The following is a 19,667-nucleotide window of genomic DNA, read 5'->3' as shown; positions in this document are numbered from 1 at the left end:
CTGGGGCGGGTGGGGATGGTTGTGTACGGAGCGGTGCACGTGCTCATCGCGTGGCTCGCGCTCCAGGTCGCGTTCGGCACGGACGCCGAGCGGACGGACTCCAAGGGAGCGCTGAGCGAGCTCGCGAAGAACGGCGCCTGGTTGCTGTGGGCCGTCGGCATCGGTCTGGTGTTCTTCGCCGTGTGGCAGCTGATCCTGGCCTTCGTCGGCTACACCTACGTGAGCAAGAAGCGCAAGCGGATCTCCAAACGCGTCGGCTCCGCGGCACGTGCCATCACTGCGGGCGGTATCGCGTTCGGTGCGTTCAAGTACGCCACCAGCGGTGCCACCGGTGACTCCACGCAACAGCAGCAGGAGCTGACCGCGCAGGTGCTCGCGTGGCCGGGCGGCCAGCTGATCGTGGGTGCGATCGCGATCGGCATCCTGGTCACCGCCGGCGTGATCGCCTACAAGGGCTTCAAGAAGTCGTTCGAGAAGGACCTCGACATGAGCCGTGCGCCGTCGTGGGTCGAGCCCGTCGGCCGGATCGGCTGGATCGGCAAGGGCGTCGCGTACGGCGTCATCGGCGTCCTCGTCGGACTGGCCGCGATCAACGCGGACCCCGAGCAGTCCGGCGGCATGGACAAGGCGCTGCACACGCTGGCCGCGCAGCCGTTCGGCATGTTCCTGCTGTCGGCGGTCGCGGTGGGCATCGCGGCGTTCGGCGTCTACTGCTTCGTCGCCGCGCGGGCGCTCAAGGAGTGAGCAGGAGCCGGAAAACGGAGACCGACTGAAAACGGGTCCGCGCACCTCGGGCAGGAGGGGCGCGGACCCGTCGTCGTGATCGCGTCCTAGAAGACGCTCTCGTCGATGTCCATCAGCGAGTTGTCGGTCTGCTCGGTGACCTTGCGGCGCGCGGTCAGCTCCGGCAGCACGTTCTTCGCGAAGAACGACGCCACCGCGATCTTGCCCTCGTAGAACGCCTTGTCCTTGGCCGACGGGGTGCCGCCGAGCTTCTCCAGCGCGACCTCGGCCTGGCGCAGCAGCAGCCAGCCGACGAGCACGTCACCCGCGGTCATCAGCAGGCGGACCGAGTTCTGGCCGACCTTGTAGAGGTTGCGGACGTCCTCCTGCGACGAGGTCAGGAAGCCGACGAGGGCGCCGAGCATGCCCTGCAGGTCTTCCAGGCCCTGCTTCAGGAGAGCGCGCTCCTCCTTGAGGCGACCGTTGCCGCCCTCGTTGTCGAGGAAGGACTGGATCTCGCCGTTGATGAACGCGAGCGCCTGGCCCTTGTCGCGGATGATCTTCCGGAAGAAGAAGTCGAGCGACTGGATGGCCGTGGTGCCCTCGTACAGCGAGTCGATCTTCGAGTCCCGGATGTACTGCTCGATCGGGTACTCCTGCAGGAAGCCGGAGCCGCCCAGGGTCTGCAGCGACTGCGCGAGCTGCTCGTAGGCGCGCTCGGAGCCGACGCCCTTGACGATCGGCAGCAGCAGGTCGTTCACCTGGGCCGCGAGCTTGGCGTCGTCGCCGCCGAGCATCACCTTGTCCTGGAACGTCGCGGTGTACAGGTACACGGCGCGCAGGCCCTCGGCGTACGCCTTCTGCAGCATCAGGCTGCGGCGCACGTCCGGGTGGTTGGTGATGGTGACGCGCGGGGCGGTCTTGTCCGTCATCCGCGTGAGGTCGGCGGACTGGACGCGCTCCTTGGCGTAGGACAGCGCGTTCAGGTAGCCGGTCGACAGCGTCGCGATGGCCTTGGTGCCGACCATCATGCGGGCGTACTCGATGACGTCGAACATCTGCGCGATGCCGTCGTGCACCTCGCCGAGCAGCCAGCCCTTGGCCGGGACGCCGTGCTGGCCGAACGTCAGCTCGCACGTCGTGGACGCCTTGATGCCCATCTTGTGCTCGACGTTGGTGACGAAGGCGCCGTTGCGCTCGCCCAGCTCGCCGGACTCCGGGTCGAAGTGGAACTTCGGCACCAGGAACAGCGACAGGCCCTTGGTGCCGGGCTTCGCCTCGATGCCCTCACCCTCGGGACGGGCGAGCACCATGTGCATGATGTTCTCGGTCAGGTCCTGGTCGGCGGACGTGATGAACCGCTTCACACCCTCGATGTGCCAGGTGCCGTCGTCCTGCTTGATCGCCTTGGTGCGGCCTGCGCCGACGTCGGAACCGGCGTCCGGCTCGGTCAGCACCATCGTGGCGCCCCAGCCGCGGTCGATCATCAGCTGCGCCCAGTGCTGGTCGCGCTCGGTGCCGTTGTTGTAGACGACCGTCGCGAAGCTCGGGCCCGCCAGGTACATGTAGATCGGCGGGTTGGCGCCCAGGATCAGCTCGGACGCGGCCCACGCCACCGAGGGCGGGGTGCCGAAGCCGCCCAGCTCCTCCGGCAGGAACATGCGGTACCACTCGCCGTCCCACACGGCCTGGTACGACTTCTTCAGCGACTCCGGCAGGGTCGCCGAGTGCGTCGCCGGGTCGAACTTCGGCGGGTTGCGGTCGGCGTCGGCGAACGAGTCCGCGAGCGGACCCTCCGCCAGGGTCTTCATCTCGGCCAGAACGCCGCGCGCGGTGTCCTCGTCGGACTGCTCGAACGGCCCCTTGCCGAGGTGGTCCTGCACGTTGAAGACCTCGAACAGGTTGAATTCGAGATCCCGGACGTTGCTCTTGTAGTGGCCCATCTCGTCAGCTCACTCCTCAGGGTCGCGGCGGGGTCGCCTACTGACCGGTAACAACAGAGTATTACCCGACAGTAACCCCGGCAAGGGCGACCACCCACCGGTGGCGAAGCAGACAGTCCTCCGCGCGGCCTGAATCGGACATGAGGTCGGACATGAGAGCAGGTCAGACGCGTACGGGGCGTGCGGGAACCATGTCGAGCAGTCCGGCCTCCGTGCGCTCGGCGAAGTCGACCGCACGCGGCACCATGACGGACTCGTAGGCCCGCACGCCCTCGTCGACACCGTCGCGGGCGACCGCGAGCGCCAGTTCGGCGGCGTCCTGCAGTGCGAGGTTCGCGCCGACGCCCAGCGGGGGCATCAGGTGGGCGGCGTCCCCGAGCAGCGTCACGCCCGGCGTCGGGTCCCACCGGTGCGGGACGGGCAGGGCGTACAGCGGCCGGTGGACGGGCTCGCCGCGCAGGAACGCCCGCAGCGACGGGTGCCAGTCGGCGTAGACGTCCAGCAGGTCGGCGGTGGAGGGCCGCCAGTCCTCGGGGGCACGCAGGCACGCGTACGCGCGGATGTGGTCGCCGCTGCTGCGCTGCGACCACAGCATCAGGCCGTCGTGGTCGGCGACCATGGTGCCCTGGCCGGTGAGGTCGAGCAGCGCCTCGTCGCCGTCGTGCCGGACCTCGACGAACAGCACGCCGGTGTACCGCGGCACGGCGGCCGAGACCGCGCCGCGCACCCGTGACCAGGCGCCGTCCGCGCCGATGACCAGGTCGAACGTCGCGGTGGTGCCGTCCGTGAGCGTGACCTCGTGCGGGGCGGCGCCGGTGACGCCGAGGCCCCACGCGACGGTGCCCGGCGCGAGCGAGTCGAGCAGGAGGCCGCGCAGCTGCCCGCGGTCGATCTCCGGCCGGAAGTCGCCCTCGGCCGGTTCGTGCTCGACCAGCGCGGCCGTGGCGTGGTCGACCTTGCGCTGCTCCTGGCCCTCGAACCGGGCGAGCGCGCGCCACTGGTCGTAGAGGCCGGCGGCGCGGATCGCCTGCTGGCCGCTGTCGGCGTGCAGGTCGATCGTGCCGCCCTGCTGGCGGGCGTCCGGGGAGCTCTCCCGCTCGAAGACGGTGACGTCGGTGAACCCGTGCTGCTGCAGGACGCGGGCGCAGGTGAGGCCGCCGAGACCGGCTCCGGCGATGGCGATGCGTGGTGTGGTCATGCCACCGATGAAAGCGCACTGACTCAAAAAGTGCAATGACTACACTTTTGAAGTGGTTAAACTCGCAGGGTAGGCTGCCGGCGTGACCGAACTCGGCCGCCGTGAGCGCAAGAAGCTGCAGACCCGCCAGTCGATCGCCGACGCGGCGCTGGAGCTGTTCCTGGCGCGTGGGTTCGACGACGTGGGCGTGAAGGAGGTCGCCGACTGCGCCGACGTGTCGGTGACGACGCTGTTCAAGCACTTCCCGAGCAAGGAGGCGCTGCTGTTCGACGAGGACGCCGAGATGGAGTCCTCGCTCATCGGCGCCGTGCGGGACCGCCCGGCCGGGACGTCGATCCCGGCCGCGCTGCGCGACCACTTCGTCGGCGCCGCGGAGGGCCACGTCGACCACCCGCTGTTCGAGTCGTTCGCCCGGCTGGTCGAGAGCACCCCGTCGCTGCGCGCCTACCAGCGCACGATGTGGCTCCGCCACGAGAAGGCGCTGGCCGAGGCCATCGCCGCGGAGATCGGCGCGCCACCCGGCGACGTCCGGTGCGCGGGCCTCGCCCGGTTCGCGCTGGAGGCCCGTGACGTGATCTTCAGCCGGCCGGACCGCGAGCGGGCGGCGGCGGAGCTGTTCGGCCTACTCGAACACGGTTGGCAGGCTCAGCAGCAGGCCTGACCGGTACGCGAGCGACACCGCGTGCGTCCGGTCGCGCGCGCTCAGCTTGCGGAGGATGCCCTTCACGTGGGTCCGCACGGTCTCCACGGACACGATCAACGCGTCGGCGACCTGCCGGTTCTCCATCCCGTCCGCGATGAGCGTGAGCACCTCGTACTCGCGCCGGGTCAGCGCCGGCCGTTCCCGGCAGCGCAGGTCGGGGTGCACGTACCCGCGGATGCGCAGCGTCTCGGAGATCACCCGCACGATCTGCTCCGGCTCCGCCGACCGCGGCACCACACCGCGAACCCCCGCCTCCAGCGCGCTCGTGACGTAGTTCGCGTGCGAGTGCGCGTCCCTGGCCAGCCCGATCACGACGAGCCGGCTGTCGCGTTCGAGGAGCTGCCGCGCGAGCTGCCCCACCGGGTCCAGCATCGAGTCGACCAGCAGCACGTCCGGGTTCAGGTGCTCCTGCAGGCGCGCGGCGGCCTCCGGGTGCCCCGTCGACCCGAGCCAGCGCAGGCCGGCGGTCCGCCGGACCAGCGAGGACAGGCCCTCGCGGTAGAGCGGTACGGGGTCGATCAGCGCGACGCCGGGAGCAGGCCGGCCTGGCGGGAGCATCAGCACCTCCGTTCGTGCTTCCAGAGGAATGACGTCGTTCCCCCGGCCGCATGACGTGGAAAGTGCCGTTCATGTAAGTGAACAAGGGTCACGAATGTGATTCAAGACTGGCCAAGGTCTTCCACCCGGGGGCAACGGTCTCGTAAGACCTACGTCACATATCCCGTGCGGATGTGCCAGGTTCCCGCCGCCATGATGCCTGGTGCTCTCGCGGGCACACGTGTGTGCACGCAAGGAGGTCACATGGGCACCCTCGATTGGATCGTGGTTGTCGGCTATTTCTTCGTGATGGTCGCGATCGGGCTCTGGTCGCGCGGGCGGGTCCAGAACATCGCCGACTTCTTCACGGCGGGCGGCAAGATGCCGTGGTGGCTGTCCGGCATCTCCCACCACATGTCGGGCTACAGCGCGGTCATGTTCGTGGCGTTCGCGTCCGAGGCGTACCGGCTCGGTCTCACCGTCTACGTGTGGTGGTCGCTGACGATCGGCATCGGCGTCGGCATCGGCGCGTTCCTGTTCGCACCGCGGTGGAACCGGCTGCGCTCCAAGCACGACGTCAAGTCGCCGCTCGAGTACCTGGCCAAGCGCTACAACCTGCCCACCCAGCAGGTCATGGCCTACGCGGGCGCACTGCTCAAGGTCGTCGACATCGCCGCGAAGTGGGCGGCCGTCTCGATCCTGCTCCGCGGCTTCGCGGGCGTCCCGATCACCTGGGGCATCGTGATCATCGGCCTGGTGACGATGGTCTACTCGGTGCTCGGCGGCCTGTGGGCGGACGCGCTCACCGACTTCGGCCAGTTCATCATCCAGGCGGCCGCGGGCTTCGCGATGTTCATCGCCGTCGCCGACACCCTCGGCTGGGGCTTCCCCGTGACGATCTGGGACAGGCTCCCCGACAGCCACAGCGACCCGCTCGCCGGCCCGTACACCTCGACGTTCCTCATGGCGCTCTTCCTGATCAAGACGCTGGAGTACAACGGCGGTATGTGGAACCTGGCGCAGCGCTACATGGCCGCGCCGTCGGGCTTCGCGGCCAAGCGGTCCGCGCTGCTGTCGTCCGCGCTGTGGCTGGTGTGGCCGCTGGTGCTGTTCTTCCCGATGTGGGCAGCGCCGCTGATCGTCCCCGGCCTCGAAGGCGCGCAGGCGGAGAACGCCTACATCGAGATGGGCAAGCAGATGCTGCCCGCCGGCATGATCGGCCTCGTCCTGGCCGGCTTCTTCTCGCACACGATGGCCATGGTGTCCTCGGACGCGAACGTCATCGCCGCCGTGATCAACCGCGACATGCTGCCGCACATCTGGAAGAAGGTGAAGACGTTCTCCGCGGACAACCAGCTCGTCCTGGCCCGCGTCACGACGTTCCTCTTCATCGGCATCAGCATGATCATCGCCATCGCCTCCGGCGGCCAGGGCTTCGTGCTCAAGGTGGTCGTCGACCTGGTCGCCGCCACGATGGGTCCGATCGCGATCCCGCTGATGCTCGGCCTGCTCCCGTGGTTCCGCAAGATCGGCTCGACGGCCGCCATCGCCTCGGTCGTCGGCGGCCTCGGCATGTGGGCGTTCCTCTACGTCGAGCAGATGAGCAAGGCCGCGTGGGTCACCAAGGGCGTGCTCGTCTCGTGGCCCCTGCTGCTCTCGCTGGTGCTGTACCTGTCGATCGGCTTCCTGAAGAAGGAGCCCTCCACCGAGCGCGACGCCCTGCTCGACTCGCTCAACTCCGACGAGCGCGAGCGCGTCAGGGCTTGATTTCCTGCGCGTCTCGCGGCGCCACGCCACGCCGCCGCGAGACGCGCAGATCACCCGTTGGTTGCCGTGGCGTGCGTCATCGTCACGAGACTCCCGCTTCGTCCGCATGCACAGTGGAGGTCATGGGTGCATGGCGTCCGGCGGACGACGCGGAACTGACCGCAGGCTGGCGACTCTGGCTGGAGCTCGCCGACCGCGTCTACCCCGGCCCGTCCTGGGACGGCACCCCGGCCGACGCCATCCGCCAGGTCCGCGACCTGCTGGCCGCTTGCGACTCGATCCGCACCGACTACCTGACCGAGTCACCGTCGCCTTCCGCCGCGCTGCTGCAACTGCTGCAGTCGATGACCTTCGTGGCGTCGTTCCCGGTCGACCTGTGGCACGACGACGTCCATCCTCTGGACGTGGAACGCGCCGAGCTGCTGCACGGGGACCTGGCCTCGTTCGCGGAGCACGTCGCGGGGGTGCGTGCGGCGCTGGCCCGTGGTGGCGGGTGGGTGGAACTGGACCGCCGACCGTGGGGCCTACCGGTCGACTGACAGACCCTCGCAGCTAGGTTGGATGCCGCGCTTCGCGTCAGACTGAGTTCGTGAGCGCACAGTTGCACGCAGCATTGGCCCATGTCGGAGTCAGGAAGGCATTCCCGCCTGGCAGTGTGATCGTCCGGCAGCACGAGGTAGCTGTGTCGGTGGTCTTCGTCGAGCGTGGAATCTGCCGAGTCGCTCATCTGTCGGCGAACGGCAAGGAGAGCCTGCTGGCGCTGCGTGGTGCCGGTGAGCTGATCGGCGATTTCGGCGTTCTCGCTCAGCGTCCACGATCGGCGATGGTGACAGCGGTGACCGAGGTGGTCGGCTTGGTGGTGCCGGCGGAGAGATTCGAGCGGCTCGCCGAGGACGACCCCGCCGTGAGCCGCGAGCTGATGCGGCGGCTCGTCCTGAGGGTGGAGCAAGCCAACAGCAAGCGCGTCGACCTGGGCACCCTGCCGACGAGGCAGCGACTTGCCCGATTGCTCCAAGAGTTGGTCGCGACTCACGGCAGCGATGTCGGATCGTTGCTGACCCAGGAAGAACTCGGGCACGCGATCGGGGCGACCCGTGAATCGGTCGTCCGTGCCCTACGGGGTATGAGGGAAGATGGCGTGGTCAGCACCTCGCGGCGCACGCTCATCGTGCGCCGCCCTGACCTGCTGGCCGCCGAATGCGCTGAGTCATGATGCGACGACGAGCCATGTGATGAGAAGTGTGGCCGAGACGAACCACAGCATCAGAGCCCACCGCAGCGATCGGTATTTCGCCTGAGCGATGCGTGCGAGGGTCTGTGCGTAGGCCCAGCCGGCTTCCTCACCCGCTGGAGTCCTGCTCATGAGGTCGTCCAACGGCAATTGAGCCAGGGACGGCCATGAGTAGCGACTGTGCGCTCCTGGCGCCGTGCGCGGTAGGAGCACCTTCACGAGGAAGAAGGCCGAGGCGATCAACGCTGCGGCGGACAGTCCTAACGCGACGAGCGCCAAGACGTTCACCACTCCAGCCGACTTCGCCACCGTGCCCAGGATCGGGCGCTGACTCGCCACGGCAGTCGCCACCCCGGCCACCGCCGTGGCGCACAGCCCTGCCTTCACGTCGGCGTTCTTGATCCACGTCGTGCTCTGTTCGATCGCCAATTCAGCGTCACTCATGTCTCCTCCGTCCTTCAGCATCCACCTTTCCTGATCACTGGATCATGGAAAACGGCTGTTCGAGTGCGGACTTGTGCCACTTTCTGGGTCATTTGTCGCAGACTTCGCGTAGTGCGGATGGTATTACTCCAGGTGGCGGAATGGATGCTGAAACTTCTTGCGGAGGTGGCGAGGTGAATCGAGGACACGTCGATTGGCATAGATCAACTTTTGGCCTGTTTCGCTTACTCCTGATTCACCCGCTATTGTTTCGGTGCTTTCGTCGCCGCGCTCGCTCGGACTGTCTCGCGACAACGGATGCCCTCAACGGTGCACCAGGAGGTCAGGTGACTGGCAATGGTGGTGGCTGGCCTGTGCGAACCCTGCTCGGCAGGCTGCCGTCATCGGTGTGCGATCGCGCGCTGCAGTTGGGGACCGAGCGCTTGCGTTCGTCAGGAGAATCGCTTCTCCGGCAGGGCGAAGTGGGTAGCGAAGTCATCCTCCTGCTGTCGGGATACGTGAAAGTAGAGGTCGATCTGCCCAGCGGGAAGCAGGTGTTGATCGCTGTTCGCACAGGTGGCGACCTCGTCGGAGAGATGGGTCCGCTGGAGGGCAAGCCGAGGAGCGCCAGCGTCCGGGCCTGTACGCCCATCAGGTTCAGGTCGATCGCGTGGGGCGAGTGGGAACGCTTTCTCGCTCTCCACTCGTCAGCTGCGATCGAGTTCGGTCGAATGTTGTCATCCAGGCTGAGGTGGGCGAACGAACGTCGTCTGGACGTTGCCGGTTCTCGCCGCGTGTCGGTTCGAGTTGCGCGGATTGTGGAAGAGCTGTCTGCGATTCACGGAAGGCCTGTCGAAGCAGGTGTCGAGCTCGTGGTGGCGCTCACGCAGCGAGAGCTGGCTTCTTTGGCTGGCGTGTCGCTCTCATCGGCAGAATCGGAACTGAGTGATCTCGAAAGTGCTGGGATCATCAGGTGGGGTTACCGCGGCTGCGTCGTGCTGGACGAGGCTGCGCTGAGTCGACGAGCCGAAAACATGGACGAGAATCCCTGCCAGTAGGGAATGTCGTTCGTCTGTTCCGGTGGAAAGTTCAGCAGGGCGCTGCCCAGGTCGCGCGTCCTGTCCAGAAAGGTAGTCGGAATGCATGGAACATTCAGTCGCGCCCTCTGCATGACCGCCGACGTGGAGGCGTACGGAAGACGCAGCGATCCCGAGAAGCTGGCGGCGCAGGAAGAGCTTGCGGCGGTCCTGCGGCAAGCGGCCGAAGACGTCGGTCTGCAGCGGGACCGCTGGCTGCGCCAGCCCAAGGGCGACGAGGAGCTCGCCGTGATCCCGAGCGAAGAGTTCGAGCCACAGGTCGTCGACCCCTTCATCGCTGCGGTTGACCGCCACCTCAGCGTCGTGAACCTCGGTGTCGCACCGAGCAAGCGCCTGAGGCTCAGAGCGGCGTTGCACCACGGCAACGCTTTTCCGTCAGCCATGGGGTTCGGTGGGCAGGCAGTCGTGCACGTGAGCAGGCTCGTCAACGGCGACGTGGTGAAGCAAGCACTGATCGCCGCACCTGATGCGAACCTCGCCGTCATCCTCTCCGCGGAGGTGTTCGACCACGTCGTCAAGACCGGACACACATCTCTGTCACCCAGCGAGTTCCGCAAGGTTGCCGTGGTGAACAAGGAAATCACGACATCTGGCTGGCTTCGGGTGCCGGGTGCGGATGTGCACTCACTGAACCTCCAGCCTGCGAAACCGCCGGCTGCCCGTGCGAGGGCGGTCGGGGACAACCGAGCCGTGCACAACGAGTTCCACGACGTCGTCCACGCGGACAACGCGAACTTCGGTTTCCAAGGAGGATGAACGTGAGCGAGGGGGATACCGGGGACGACGGACGCGTCGACGAACCGGTGGTTGAGCAGTCTCCGCAATCAAACCCGGCGAACGACCTGCAGGTCGTACAGGGTGAGACGGGCGAGGACCAGGACGACGACCTTCTGCCGGTCGAAGAGTTGCGCGGTAGCCAGGTCATCAACAACTTCTACGGCCGCGTAGACGCTGACAACGCCAGGTTCGGAGTGTCGATCTCGGCGTCGACGAGGAGGTCGACCGGCCCGGTCAGCACCGATGAGATCAACGCGATCGTCGAGCGCTACGTCGGTTCTGAGTGTTTCGACAACTTGATCGAGTTGTTGAGGACCAACCACATCGCGTTGGCGGTAGGAACGGACGGCACCGGCAAGCGGACTGGTGCCATTGCTGGCCTGCACTCAGTGCTTCCTCCCGGTGGCCGGATCACGGCGCTCGCACCCTCGACGAGCCTGGGCGAACTCACGATCAAGCCAGGCAAGGGCTACCTGATCGCGGATCGGTTGGACAGCGGCACTGCGTCGGTGCAACAGCGCTTCGAGATCGAACGCGTCCGCGATGAGTTGAAGCGCAACGGATCGTACCTGGTGATCACGCTGAATTCAGCGGGCTCTCTTCGCAGGCATGTACGCGACCTCGTCGTGGAGTGGCAACCGCCCGATCCGCAACTGCTGCTCGACCGGTACCTCGACGACGCCGCGCTGGACGACCCAGATCTGGAGCTGGTGCGCAAGCGAGTCGCCGACCTCGTGTTCCCGAGAACCATCGTTGCCATCGCCAAGGCAGCGACGGGAAGTTGCCAGGCCGCACTTCGCGCGCTCGACGGTTCGTCGAAGGACAACGTGCGCGAGTGGTTCGACGACGAAAGCCGGACGCTGGCGGACGTGTTGTCGGCAGCGGCTGTGGTCTTCGCGCACGGTGTGCCGCTGCGGAAGTTCGAGGTCCTGCTTCAGCGCTTGCTCGACCTGGGCACGTCGGGAGGCGGTGAAGTGCCCGCACAACAACCGCGTCCACTCGGCGAGAAGCTGGTGCAACGGCGGGTGAGTTGGGCGAACGTGGAGGGACTTTTCACCGTCACGCGCGACCTCGCAGCCGGCTCAGATGAGTCTGACCGCGAGCGCACGGTCGTGTTCCGTTCGGATGACTACCGCGAGCACGTCATCGCTGAGTTGTCCGAGCGCTATGGGCTTGAGCTCTGGGCGCCTGTGCGGACATGGGCACGGGAGATCGCCGCTTCGACTCCGGTGTCGGAGGTGCAGGTCCAGGTTGCGCTCGGTCTGGCGCTGTTGTGCCGCGACTCCTGGGGCGAGGTTGAGGAGTCGTTCCTCACCCCGTGGTCGAACGGCACCAGACCGGAACGCGCCACCGCGGCGTACCTGCTTTCCTGGATGTGCATCGACGACTCGTTGGCGCCGATTGCCCTCGACCTGGCTCTGAAGTGGGTTCGCAACGGTCGAACCCGGCAGAAGACGACTGCCGCGGCAGCGCTGGGCAGCACGCTGGGCATCCGTTATCAACTCTCCGCGCTGACCTGGCTGTGGCACCTCGCTGCGCGCGGCGGCGTCCAGACCAAGGTCGCCCGCCAGTCGATCGCATTGCTGTTCTGCGCGAACACGGCCGAAGGCGAAGATGCCGGCGGCCTGCTCCGATTTGTCCAACGCGGACTGGACACCGCGATCGACGGCGGTCGCGACCTGCCCGCGCTGGATGCGGTGATCAACGTACTGGCTGCCAGGCAACCGGACTCCGGTGAAGCGGCGATGGCCGCGGTGCTGCGCAACCAGCCGCAGAACGTGGAAGTCGCAGGCGAACTGTGGGCCGAGGCGTTGCGCAGCGGTCTTCACCGTGGCAAAGCGATCGACGCGCTGCGCAACACCCTCGTCGCACTCGGCGGAGACGAGAGGGCTCGCCAGATCACCGGACGTCTCGGTGATGCCGTGCGGGCGTCCCTGTCCGACGGGGAGATCGATCTTCTGCACAGATCCCTTGAGTACGAGTTCACCTCTGCTGATGGCGCGGGTCTCACCGAACAGGTCACCTCCGCTCTGTTGGCCGCTTTCTTGATCACGAACGTTCGTTGAGGAGACCCACCGATGAACAGCAACGACCACAGCAGTTATCCCGTTCGTGAGGAACGGGCGTTGGCGCCGGTCAACCGTCGTTTCCTGTCCCGCCGACGCGACGTCGCCGAGCTCCCGGCCCAGGTGCCCGGGACGGTCCTCGTGTTCGAGGTGGGGGGCAGGTATGAGGCCTTCACCGAACGCAGGCACCTGACCGGTGCAGAGGAGGCGGTGCTCGAAGCCGTTACCGTCAGCGTGGTCGACATGGGCCCGCGACTGGTCACGGTTGAGCTCCCCATCCCTTCCTCCAACCCCGGCAACGACTTCTACGTGCGCGTTCGATTCGTCTGTGCGGTGACGAATCCTGAGACGGTCGTGGCCAGGAGGCTGACGAACGTGGCAGCGGTGCTGAGCGAGCACCTCCGCCGTGATCGGAAGTTGCTGGAACTGGGCGTCGGGCGCGACATCGACCAGCTGAACGAGGTGCGGAGCCAGGCCCACGCGCGGGTGACCGCATATTGCACGCTCGAACCACCCCGGATTCCCGGTCTCACCGCCGATTTGTCCACGGTGGACGTCCTGACACCAGGTGAGCTCCGCAGCCACGGGAAGAAGGTTCAGGCGTTGAGCTGGGAACAGCAGCTCGAAGCGTTGAGCCTCAGCGGGCAGAAGGCGTCTACGGAGTTCCTGTACGAGCTGATCAGCCGCGGACCGGAGATGGCCGACGCGCTCGCCCTCAACCGAGGTGAGACCACGGCATCTCAAGTGGCTGACCAGATCCGCAACGACCGGCATCGACACGACCAGAACCTGCTGACGGTGCTCCAGCAGCTGAGCGAGAACAACGCGCTGAACAGGATTGGCTACGACCCGGTCGAGCTGATCAATCAGGTCACCAGGTCCCAGCTGGGCATCCAGCCCGCGAGGGAGGTGGGACCATCTCAGCGCCGCCGTGCCGTGACTGCGGCCGACGACCAGAAGCCCGGCTTCGTCCCGAGTGAGGACGACCTTGCCTGAACACGAGAAGTCGATGAGCAGGCGACTCCGCGTCTTCGCGGGTGTCGACGAAGAGGTGCTGGCCAGGGTTCCGCAGGAACGCGCTCGCTACACGGGTGTCGGCGGGGCTGTGCTCGGCACGGCCACCATCGCCACCGCGTCGTTCGGCCTCGCGCTCTCCCAGATCTTTGACGGCTGGCACCTCCTGCTGGCAGTGCCGATGCTGATCTGGGGCCTCTTCGTGTTGAACCTCGACCGGTGGCTGGTGTCGAGCTCGACCGGGTCGAAGTGGACAAGGCGGGCCTGGTTGCTCGTGCCGCGGCTCCTGCTCGCTTGCTTCTTTGGTGTGATCATTGCTGAGCCGTTGGTTTTGGGCATCTTCGGGAAGGCGATCGAACAGCACATCAACGAGGAGCGCCGTACGGAGATCGAGAGGTTCGAGAAGAGGCTTGCAGGCTGCAACCCCGTTTCGGGTGCAGCACCATCGGGTGACTGCACTGAAGCTGACCGCATTCGAACGGGCACGACGCCGGCCGCTGTGGAACAGGAACTGGCCGCCCGGCGAGCCGATGCGAACACCCTCCAGAGCGCCATCGTGCGGGACTCCGAGGAGCACGGCAAGCTGGAGGACCTTGCTCGGCGCGAATGCACCGGTGGCAGTGGTGAAGGGCTGACAGGCGTGCCCGGTGCGGGGCCTGAGTGCCTCCGGCTGCGCAAGCAGGCAGACGACTACGCCGCAGCCCACCCGATCGCTCCGGCGAAAGCACAGCTTGCCGAGGTCACCAACCGGATCAACGAACTCGAAGCACAGGCCGGCACCGTCAAGGCGGACTACGAGCGGGCGATCAACGAAGAGATCGAGAAGCGGGTACGGGGCAAGCGCGAGACCTATGACGGTATCGGCCTGCTCGAACGTTTCAAGGCGCTCGACGAGTTGACCCGGAGCAGCGGCTTCCTCGTCGCTGCCCTGTGGTTCATCCGGTTCTTCCTCATCGTGATCGACTGCCTGCCGGTGCTGGTCAAGCTCTTCGGCGGTGTCAGCGCCTATGACCGGCTGGTGGAGGAGCGCCTCACGAGCGCGGTCAAGGTCGATGGCGACGAGCTGCGAGTACTAGAGGCACGTCGCCTGAGCGCGACGCGGATCGCCCTGCACGAGATCGAGGTCGCCGAACAGAAGAAGTTCTCGGAGATCGACGTCGAGCTCCGCAAGCACAAGGTGACGATGAGTCAACAGGAGGAGAGGGCAGTCGATCAGCTCGCCAATCTGCTCCTGAAGCAGCCGCAGCGGCAGGAAACGCTGGTCAACGGGCATCGGCTCTGAAGCTGACCCTGCCGTTTCACGGACGAAGGGCCCCTCTGGTGGTCGACCAAGGGGGCCCTTCGGGTGGAGCGGGTGACGGGAATCGAACCCGCCTCTACAGCTTGGGAAGCTGTCGTTCTACCAATGAACTACACCCGCAGGAGCAAGCTCGCAGCCGATCATACACAGCCCGGCAACGTGACGTCTCACCGTCCTCGTCGGCGAGCCGGACCAACTCGGTTACCCTGCCCAGGTGCTGCTGAGTGACCAGGATCTGCGCAAAGAGGTCGAGTCCGGCCGTCTCCACCTCGACCCCTTCGACGCCGAGATGCTCCAACCGAGCAGCATCGACGTGCGGCTCGACCGGTTCTTCCGGGTCTTCAACAACACGAAGTACACGCACATCGACCCGTCGCAGCAGCAGGACGACCTGACGAGCCTGGTGGAGACGCCGGAGGGTGAGCAGTTCGTGTTGCACCCCGGTGAGTTCGTGCTGGGCAGCACCTACGAGATGGTGACGCTCCCGGACGACCTGGCGGGCCGGCTGGAGGGCAAGTCCAGCCTGGGGCGCCTCGGGTTGCTCACGCACTCCACGGCCGGGTTCATCGACCCGGGGTTCTCCGGCCACATCACGCTGGAGCTGTCGAACGTCGCGAACCTGCCGATCACGCTGCACCCCGGCATGAAGATCGGGCAGCTGTGCCTGTTCAAGCTGTCGAGCCCGGCGGAGCACCCGTACGGTTCGACGCAGGCCGGCAGCCGGTACCAGGGGCAGCGGGGACCGACGCCGAGCCGCGCGTACCTGAACTTCCACCGGACGGACACGCGCCGCTAGAAGCCGTAGCGCTCCAGCACGCGGCGGCGCAGTTCGGGATCGGTGCGCGGGACCGGTTCGAGGAAGATCTCGTCCAGATCGGGGAACTCCGAGTGCAGGTCCGCGGAGATGCGCACGCAGGCCAGTTCCAGTTCGTGGGCGGTCATGGAGTCGTCGAAGTCCAGTCGGGCGCACAGCAGGACGCGGTCGGTGCCGATGAGCATCGTCAGGACGTCCACCACGGCGTCGACCTCGGGCAGGTCGGCGAGCCACTTCCAGATCGCCTTGACCACCACCTGGTCCGCCTGGCGGCCGATCAGCAGGCCGCGGTTGGTGCGGGCCAGGGTGTAGGCGACGAGGGCGAGCAGCACGCCGATCGCCAGTGACGCGAGGCCGTCCCACACCGACGAGCCGGTCAGCTGGTGCAGGCCGAGGCCGGTGAACGCGAGGACCAGGCCGATCAGGGCCGCCGAGTCCTCCAGGAACACGGTCTTCACGGTGGGGTCGTCGGACTCGCGCAGGAACGCCCAGAAGCTCTTGCCGTGCTCGGCGGACTGGGAGCGGACCTGGCGGAACGCCTGCGTCCACGACACGGACTCCAGCAGGAACGCCAGTGCCAGCACGATGTAGCCGACCAGGGGGCGGGTCTGCTCCTCCGGTTCGCCGAACACGGTGCGGAAGCCCTCGTAGAACGCGAACATCGCGCCGGAGGCGAAGATCGAGACGGCGGCCAGCAGCGACCAGAAGTAGCGCTCCTTGCCGTAGCCGAAGGGGTGGCGGCGGTCGGCCGGGCGGTCGGAGCGGCGCAGGGCCGTGAGCAGCAGGGCCTCGGTGAACGTGTCGGCCACCGAGTGCGCGGCCTCGGAGAGGATCGCGGCCGAACCGGTCAGCACGCCCGCGATGGCCTTGGTGATGGCGATCGCCAGGTTCACCAGCAGGGCGAGTACGACGGTCAGCGTGCTTTCCCCAGAGCCCTGCGGCTTGTCGCTCATGGTGATCAGCGTAGGCCCGGCGGGGCCGCTCCACCGGTTGTGACCTGGCACGATCCGAACCCCGGCAACCGGACAAACCGCCCCGAACCACAGGCGTTCATTGGTTCATTCGAGTGACATTCGGGGAACCGGGCAACATCACCGGGGGCTGTGGTGTCTTAGGGACGGGATCTGCTCCGGGGGGAGACGCTGATCACCAAGGGGGTAAGACGGAACCGCCCGCGTCCAGCGAGAGGACGCGGGCGGTTCTGCGTCCGGCGCACCACGCCGGCGCTCCCGGCCACTTAGGACCGAAGTGGTTAGTCTGCGGCATGGGCATCTTGGTGCATGTGCTGCTGACTGCCGTGGCGGTCTGGGTCTCGACGGCCATTCCCGGCATCGACCTGGGCGAGGGCAGCACCGGGTCGCGGATTCTCACGCTGATCGGCGTGGCGGTGATCTTCGGCCTGGTGAACGCGGTCGTGAAGCCGCTCGTGAAGTTCTTCGGCTGCCTGTTCTACCTGCTGACGCTCGGTCTGATCGGGCTCGTGGTGAACGCGCTGCTGTTCATGCTCACCGGCTGGCTGGCCGAGCAGCTGGACCTGCCGTTCCGCGTCGACGGGTTCTGGCCCGCCTTCTGGGGCGCGATCATCGTGGCGCTCGCGAGCTGGCTGCTGAACGTGGTCTACGACAAGGTCACCGACAACGACTGACGCGCAACGAGAAAGGCCCTCGGTCCATCGGACCGAGGGCCTTTCTCATGCCGTCAGGCTCAGGCCTTCGCCTTGTCCTCGTTCGGCAGCGGCGTGCCGGTCGGGACCTCGTCGGTCGGCGTGTCGGCCTTCTCCGTGCTGCGCTTCACCGACGCCAGCAGCATCTGCGCCACGTCCACGACCTCGACGTGCGCACCGGCCTGGCCGTCGGACTGCCGCGCGGTCACGCCGTCGGTCAGCATCACGCGGCAGAACGGGCAGCCGGTCGCGATCTTCGACGGCGCGGTGCCCAGCGCCTCGTCGACGCGATCGATGTTGATGCGCTTGCCGATCCGCTCCTCCATCCACATGCGGGCGCCACCGGCACCGCAGCACATGGAGCGCTCCTCGTGGCGCGGCATCTCGCGCAGCTTCGCGCCGGACGCGCCGATGAGCTCGCGCGGGGCCTCGTAGACCTTGTTGTGGCGGCCCAGGTAGCACGGGTCGTGGTAGGTCACGTCCTCGGTGACCGGCGCGACCGGCACCAGGCGGCGTTCGCGCACCAGCTTGTTCAGCAGCTGCGTGTGGTGCACGACCTCGTACGTGCCGCCGACCTGCGGGTACTCGTTGGCCAGCGTGTTGAAGCAGTGCGCGCACGTCACGACGATCTTGCGCTGGCCTGCCGGGCGGTCCTCGAACACCGCGTTCAGCACCTCGACGTTCTGCTGCGCCAGCATCTGGAACAGGAACTCGTTGCCGGCGCGGCGGGCCGGGTCACCGGTGCAGGTCTCCTCCGGGCCGAGCACCGCGTACTTGACGCCCGCGGTGTGCAGCAGCTCGGCCACGGCGCGGGTGGTCTTCTTCGCGCGGTCCTCGAACGCACCGGCGCAGCCGACCCAGAACAGGTACTCCGCGTCGCCCAGCTCGCCGTCGAACACCGGCACCTCGAACTCGAGGCCCTCGGTCCAGCTCAGCCGGTCCTTGGCGTTCTGGCCCCACGGGTTGCCCTTGTTCTCCAGGTTCTTGAACATCCCGCCGAGCTCGGTCGGGAAGTTCGACTCGATCAGCACCTGGTAGCGGCGCATGTCGACGATGTGGTCGACGTGCTCGATGTCGACCGGGCACTGCTCGACGCACGCGCCGCAGGTCGTGCACGACCACAGCACCTCGGGGTCGATCACGCCCAGCTCGTCGGGGCCGCCGACCAGCGGGCGCTCCGACTCGGCCATCGCCAGCACGTCGATCGACTCGAGGCGCTTCTTGTAGTCCTCGTACTTGTCCTCGGTGAGGCCGACCTCGTCGCCGGCCATGTCGCGCGAGCCGCCGGCGAGCAGGTACGGCGCCTTGGCGAACGCGTGGTCGCGCAGCTGCGTGATGACCATCTTCGGGGACAACGGCTTGCCGGTGTTCCAGGCGGGGCACTGCGACTGGCAGCGACCGCACTCGGTGCAGGTGGAGAAGTCGAGCCAGCCCTTCCAGCTGAAGTCCTCGACCTTGCCGACGCCGAACACGTCCTTGTCCGGGTCGGCCTCTTCGAGGTCCAAGACCTTGCCGCCGGACATCATCGGCTTCAGCGCGCCCAGCGCGACGCCACCGTCGTCCTCGCGCTTGAAGTAGATGTTGAAGAAGGCCGAGAACCGGTGCCAGGCGATGCCCATCGTCAGGTTCCGGCCGACCACGACCAGCCAGAGCATGCCGCTGAGCAGCTTGACCAGCGCCATCACCGACACCCAGATCGGGGCGGCCGGCAGGATCTGCGCGAGCGGCTGCGTCACGAACGACGTCCACAGCGGCGCGGACTCGAGGCCGCTCGACTGCTTGAACGCCTTCACGAGCAGGATGCCGAGGCCCTCGACGATGACGACGGCCTCGACGAAGTACGCCGACCTGAAGCTGGAGCCCGCGAAGCGCGAGATGCGGTCGGCGCGGCGCGGGTGGTTGCGCTGGCGGATGACCGCGAGGGCCACACCACCGACGACGGTGCCGAGGCCGAGCAGCTCGACGAGCAACAGCCAGATCGACCACGTGCCGATGACCGGCCAGTGGAAGTGCGGGTCGAACACCTCGCCGTAGGCCTCGAACAGCACCGCGGAGCCGATGAGGAAGCCCCACATCACCATCCAGTGCCACGGGGCGACCGAGCGGAACTTCGCCATCCTGGTGTGCGCGACGAACTCGACGACCATCGTCTTCAGGCGCGGCCAGAACGGTCCCGTGCGGGTGCCGTCCGGCTGGCCGAGCCGGATGATCTTGATCATCTTCCAGACGCCGGCGACGAACACGCCCCAGGCGACGACGCTCACCACTACGGCGACGAGTCCGAGAACCAGCTGGAGGGTCATGGCGGGAGTCTAGGCCAGGTTACCGCTGAGTAACCACTTGGACGTGGCCGGTGTCTCGTCACGTACCGGTCAAGTACCCGGAATGTGATCGAAAACTTGTGGAACACT

Annotated in this window: 18 protein-coding genes and 1 tRNA gene; 12 read left to right on the top strand and 7 right to left on the bottom strand. The window is 67.0% G+C overall.

Annotation, left to right across the window (positions count from 1 at the left end; all coding sequences use genetic code 11):
- Positions 1–15 precede the first annotated feature (15 nt).
- Positions 16–744 carry a DUF1206 domain-containing protein gene (locus tag ACZ7CD_RS03330; protein ID WP_360394823.1) on the top strand — a complete coding sequence of 243 codons (729 nt, stop codon included), beginning with the start codon at positions 16–18 and terminating at the stop codon, positions 742–744.
- A gap of 86 nt (positions 745–830) precedes the next feature.
- On the opposite strand, the gene ACZ7CD_RS03325 is transcribed toward ACZ7CD_RS03330, so the two are convergent.
- Both ACZ7CD_RS03325 and ACZ7CD_RS03320 read right to left on the bottom strand, forming a co-directional pair.
- Entirely contained in the window at positions 831–2,666 is a 1,836-nt protein-coding gene (locus ACZ7CD_RS03325) for an acyl-CoA dehydrogenase (protein WP_360394103.1), read from the bottom strand.
- Between the two features lie 163 nt (positions 2,667–2,829).
- The gene (locus ACZ7CD_RS03320) at positions 2,830–3,864 is read right to left on the bottom strand and encodes an FAD-dependent oxidoreductase (RefSeq protein ID WP_470378251.1); all 1,035 of its coding nucleotides are present in this window, start codon (positions 3,862–3,864) and stop codon (positions 2,830–2,832) included.
- Between the two features lie 82 nt (positions 3,865–3,946).
- On the opposite strand from ACZ7CD_RS03320, the gene ACZ7CD_RS03315 reads away from it, so the two are divergent.
- Positions 3,947–4,525 carry a TetR/AcrR family transcriptional regulator gene (locus tag ACZ7CD_RS03315; RefSeq protein ID WP_470369800.1) on the top strand — a complete coding sequence of 193 codons (579 nt, stop codon included), beginning with the start codon at positions 3,947–3,949 and terminating at the stop codon, positions 4,523–4,525.
- On the opposite strand, the gene ACZ7CD_RS03310 is transcribed toward ACZ7CD_RS03315, so the two are convergent.
- The gene (locus tag ACZ7CD_RS03310) at positions 4,487–5,125 is read right to left on the bottom strand and encodes a response regulator transcription factor (RefSeq protein ID WP_360394112.1); all 639 of its coding nucleotides are present in this window, start codon (positions 5,123–5,125) and stop codon (positions 4,487–4,489) included. The two genes, ACZ7CD_RS03315 and ACZ7CD_RS03310, sit on opposite strands and share 39 nt — an antisense overlap.
- 243 nt (positions 5,126–5,368) lie before the next feature.
- Here ACZ7CD_RS03310 and ACZ7CD_RS03305 point away from each other — a divergent pair, with 243 nt between their 5' ends.
- The 3 genes from ACZ7CD_RS03305 (at position 5,369) to ACZ7CD_RS03295 (ending at position 8,084) form a co-directional block, all read left to right on the top strand.
- Complete coding sequence (locus ACZ7CD_RS03305; protein WP_360394115.1) at positions 5,369–6,871, top strand: sodium:solute symporter family protein; 1,503 nt, start codon at positions 5,369–5,371, stop codon at positions 6,869–6,871.
- Between the two features lie 122 nt (positions 6,872–6,993).
- Positions 6,994–7,410 carry a hypothetical protein gene (locus ACZ7CD_RS03300; protein WP_360394118.1) on the top strand — a complete coding sequence of 139 codons (417 nt, stop codon included), beginning with the start codon at positions 6,994–6,996 and terminating at the stop codon, positions 7,408–7,410.
- A 50-nt stretch (positions 7,411–7,460) separates the two neighbouring features.
- Positions 7,461–8,084, top strand: coding sequence for a Crp/Fnr family transcriptional regulator (locus ACZ7CD_RS03295; protein ID WP_360394121.1), 624 nt, complete (start codon positions 7,461–7,463; stop codon positions 8,082–8,084).
- Here the strand turns inward: ACZ7CD_RS03295 and ACZ7CD_RS03290 are convergent.
- Complete coding sequence (locus ACZ7CD_RS03290; RefSeq protein WP_360394123.1) at positions 8,079–8,546, bottom strand: Pycsar system effector family protein; 468 nt, start codon at positions 8,544–8,546, stop codon at positions 8,079–8,081. The two genes, ACZ7CD_RS03295 and ACZ7CD_RS03290, sit on opposite strands and share 6 nt — an antisense overlap.
- Positions 8,547–8,899: 353 nt before the next feature.
- On the opposite strand from ACZ7CD_RS03290, the gene ACZ7CD_RS03285 reads away from it, so the two are divergent.
- From ACZ7CD_RS03285 to ACZ7CD_RS03265, 5 genes are all read left to right on the top strand, one after another.
- Complete coding sequence (locus ACZ7CD_RS03285; RefSeq protein WP_360394126.1) at positions 8,900–9,583, top strand: Crp/Fnr family transcriptional regulator; 684 nt, start codon at positions 8,900–8,902, stop codon at positions 9,581–9,583.
- 111 nt (positions 9,584–9,694) lie between these two features.
- Positions 9,695–10,378, top strand: a complete 684-nt coding sequence (locus ACZ7CD_RS03280) for a hypothetical protein (protein WP_360394128.1) — start codon at positions 9,695–9,697, stop codon at positions 10,376–10,378.
- Positions 10,379–10,380: 2 nt separating this feature from the next.
- Complete coding sequence (locus ACZ7CD_RS03275) at positions 10,381–12,465, top strand: hypothetical protein (protein WP_360394131.1); 2,085 nt, start codon at positions 10,381–10,383, stop codon at positions 12,463–12,465.
- A 141-nt stretch (positions 12,466–12,606) separates the two neighbouring features.
- Entirely contained in the window at positions 12,607–13,461 is an 855-nt protein-coding gene (locus ACZ7CD_RS03270; RefSeq protein ID WP_470378250.1) for a hypothetical protein, read from the top strand.
- 13 nt (positions 13,462–13,474) lie between these two features.
- The gene (locus tag ACZ7CD_RS03265) at positions 13,475–14,761 is read left to right on the top strand and encodes a DUF4407 domain-containing protein (RefSeq protein WP_360394136.1); all 1,287 of its coding nucleotides are present in this window, start codon (positions 13,475–13,477) and stop codon (positions 14,759–14,761) included.
- Positions 14,762–14,825: 64 nt separating this feature from the next.
- On the opposite strand, the gene ACZ7CD_RS03260 is transcribed toward ACZ7CD_RS03265, so the two are convergent.
- Positions 14,826–14,899: transfer RNA gene (locus tag ACZ7CD_RS03260), tRNA-Gly, on the bottom strand.
- Between the two features lie 94 nt (positions 14,900–14,993).
- Between ACZ7CD_RS03260 and dcd the strand changes: the two genes are divergently transcribed.
- Positions 14,994–15,575, top strand: coding sequence for a dCTP deaminase (dcd, locus tag ACZ7CD_RS03255; protein ID WP_360394139.1), 582 nt, complete (start codon positions 14,994–14,996; stop codon positions 15,573–15,575).
- Here dcd and ACZ7CD_RS03250 read toward each other — a convergent pair.
- Positions 15,572–16,546, bottom strand: a complete 975-nt coding sequence (locus ACZ7CD_RS03250) for a cation diffusion facilitator family transporter (RefSeq protein WP_360394141.1) — start codon at positions 16,544–16,546, stop codon at positions 15,572–15,574. The genes dcd and ACZ7CD_RS03250 overlap by 4 nt on opposite strands.
- Before the next feature lie 311 nt (positions 16,547–16,857).
- Between ACZ7CD_RS03250 and ACZ7CD_RS03245 the strand changes: the two genes are divergently transcribed.
- Positions 16,858–17,238 carry a phage holin family protein gene (locus ACZ7CD_RS03245; RefSeq protein ID WP_360394144.1) on the top strand — a complete coding sequence of 127 codons (381 nt, stop codon included), beginning with the start codon at positions 16,858–16,860 and terminating at the stop codon, positions 17,236–17,238.
- A gap of 59 nt (positions 17,239–17,297) precedes the next feature.
- On the opposite strand, the gene ACZ7CD_RS03240 is transcribed toward ACZ7CD_RS03245, so the two are convergent.
- A complete protein-coding gene (locus tag ACZ7CD_RS03240; RefSeq protein WP_470378249.1) occupies positions 17,298–19,559 on the bottom strand; it encodes a (Fe-S)-binding protein in 2,262 nt (753 codons plus the stop codon).
- Positions 19,560–19,667: the final 108 nt, after the last annotated feature.

This window comes from Lentzea sp. NPDC036949, from assembly GCF_055608075.1.
The sequence above is the reverse complement of the archived record's forward strand: the minus strand, read 5'-3'. Positions and strand labels throughout refer to the sequence as shown.

Bases quoted from the DNA above. Each gene is read 5' to 3' on its own strand.
- ACZ7CD_RS03240 (WP_470378249.1), bottom strand. From the start codon at position 19,559: ATGACCCTCCAGCTGGTTCTCGGACTCGTCGCCGTAGTGGTGAGCGTC.
- ACZ7CD_RS03320 (WP_470378251.1), bottom strand. From the start codon at position 3,864: ATGACCACACCACGCATCGCCATCGCCGGAGCCGGTCTCGGCGGCCTC.
- ACZ7CD_RS03325 (WP_360394103.1), bottom strand. From the start codon at position 2,666: ATGGGCCACTACAAGAGCAACGTCCGGGATCTCGAATTCAACCTGTTC.
- ACZ7CD_RS03300 (WP_360394118.1), top strand. From the start codon at position 6,994: ATGGGTGCATGGCGTCCGGCGGACGACGCGGAACTGACCGCAGGCTGG.
- ACZ7CD_RS03245 (WP_360394144.1), top strand. From the start codon at position 16,858: ATGGGCATCTTGGTGCATGTGCTGCTGACTGCCGTGGCGGTCTGGGTC.
- ACZ7CD_RS03265 (WP_360394136.1), top strand. From the start codon at position 13,475: ATGAGCAGGCGACTCCGCGTCTTCGCGGGTGTCGACGAAGAGGTGCTG.
- ACZ7CD_RS03305 (WP_360394115.1), top strand. From the start codon at position 5,369: ATGGGCACCCTCGATTGGATCGTGGTTGTCGGCTATTTCTTCGTGATG.
- ACZ7CD_RS03310 (WP_360394112.1), bottom strand. From the start codon at position 5,125: ATGCTCCCGCCAGGCCGGCCTGCTCCCGGCGTCGCGCTGATCGACCCC.
- ACZ7CD_RS03330 (WP_360394823.1), top strand. From the start codon at position 16: ATGGTTGTGTACGGAGCGGTGCACGTGCTCATCGCGTGGCTCGCGCTC.
- ACZ7CD_RS03250 (WP_360394141.1), bottom strand. From the start codon at position 16,546: ATGAGCGACAAGCCGCAGGGCTCTGGGGAAAGCACGCTGACCGTCGTA.
- ACZ7CD_RS03290 (WP_360394123.1), bottom strand. From the start codon at position 8,546: ATGAGTGACGCTGAATTGGCGATCGAACAGAGCACGACGTGGATCAAG.
- ACZ7CD_RS03280 (WP_360394128.1), top strand. From the start codon at position 9,695: ATGACCGCCGACGTGGAGGCGTACGGAAGACGCAGCGATCCCGAGAAG.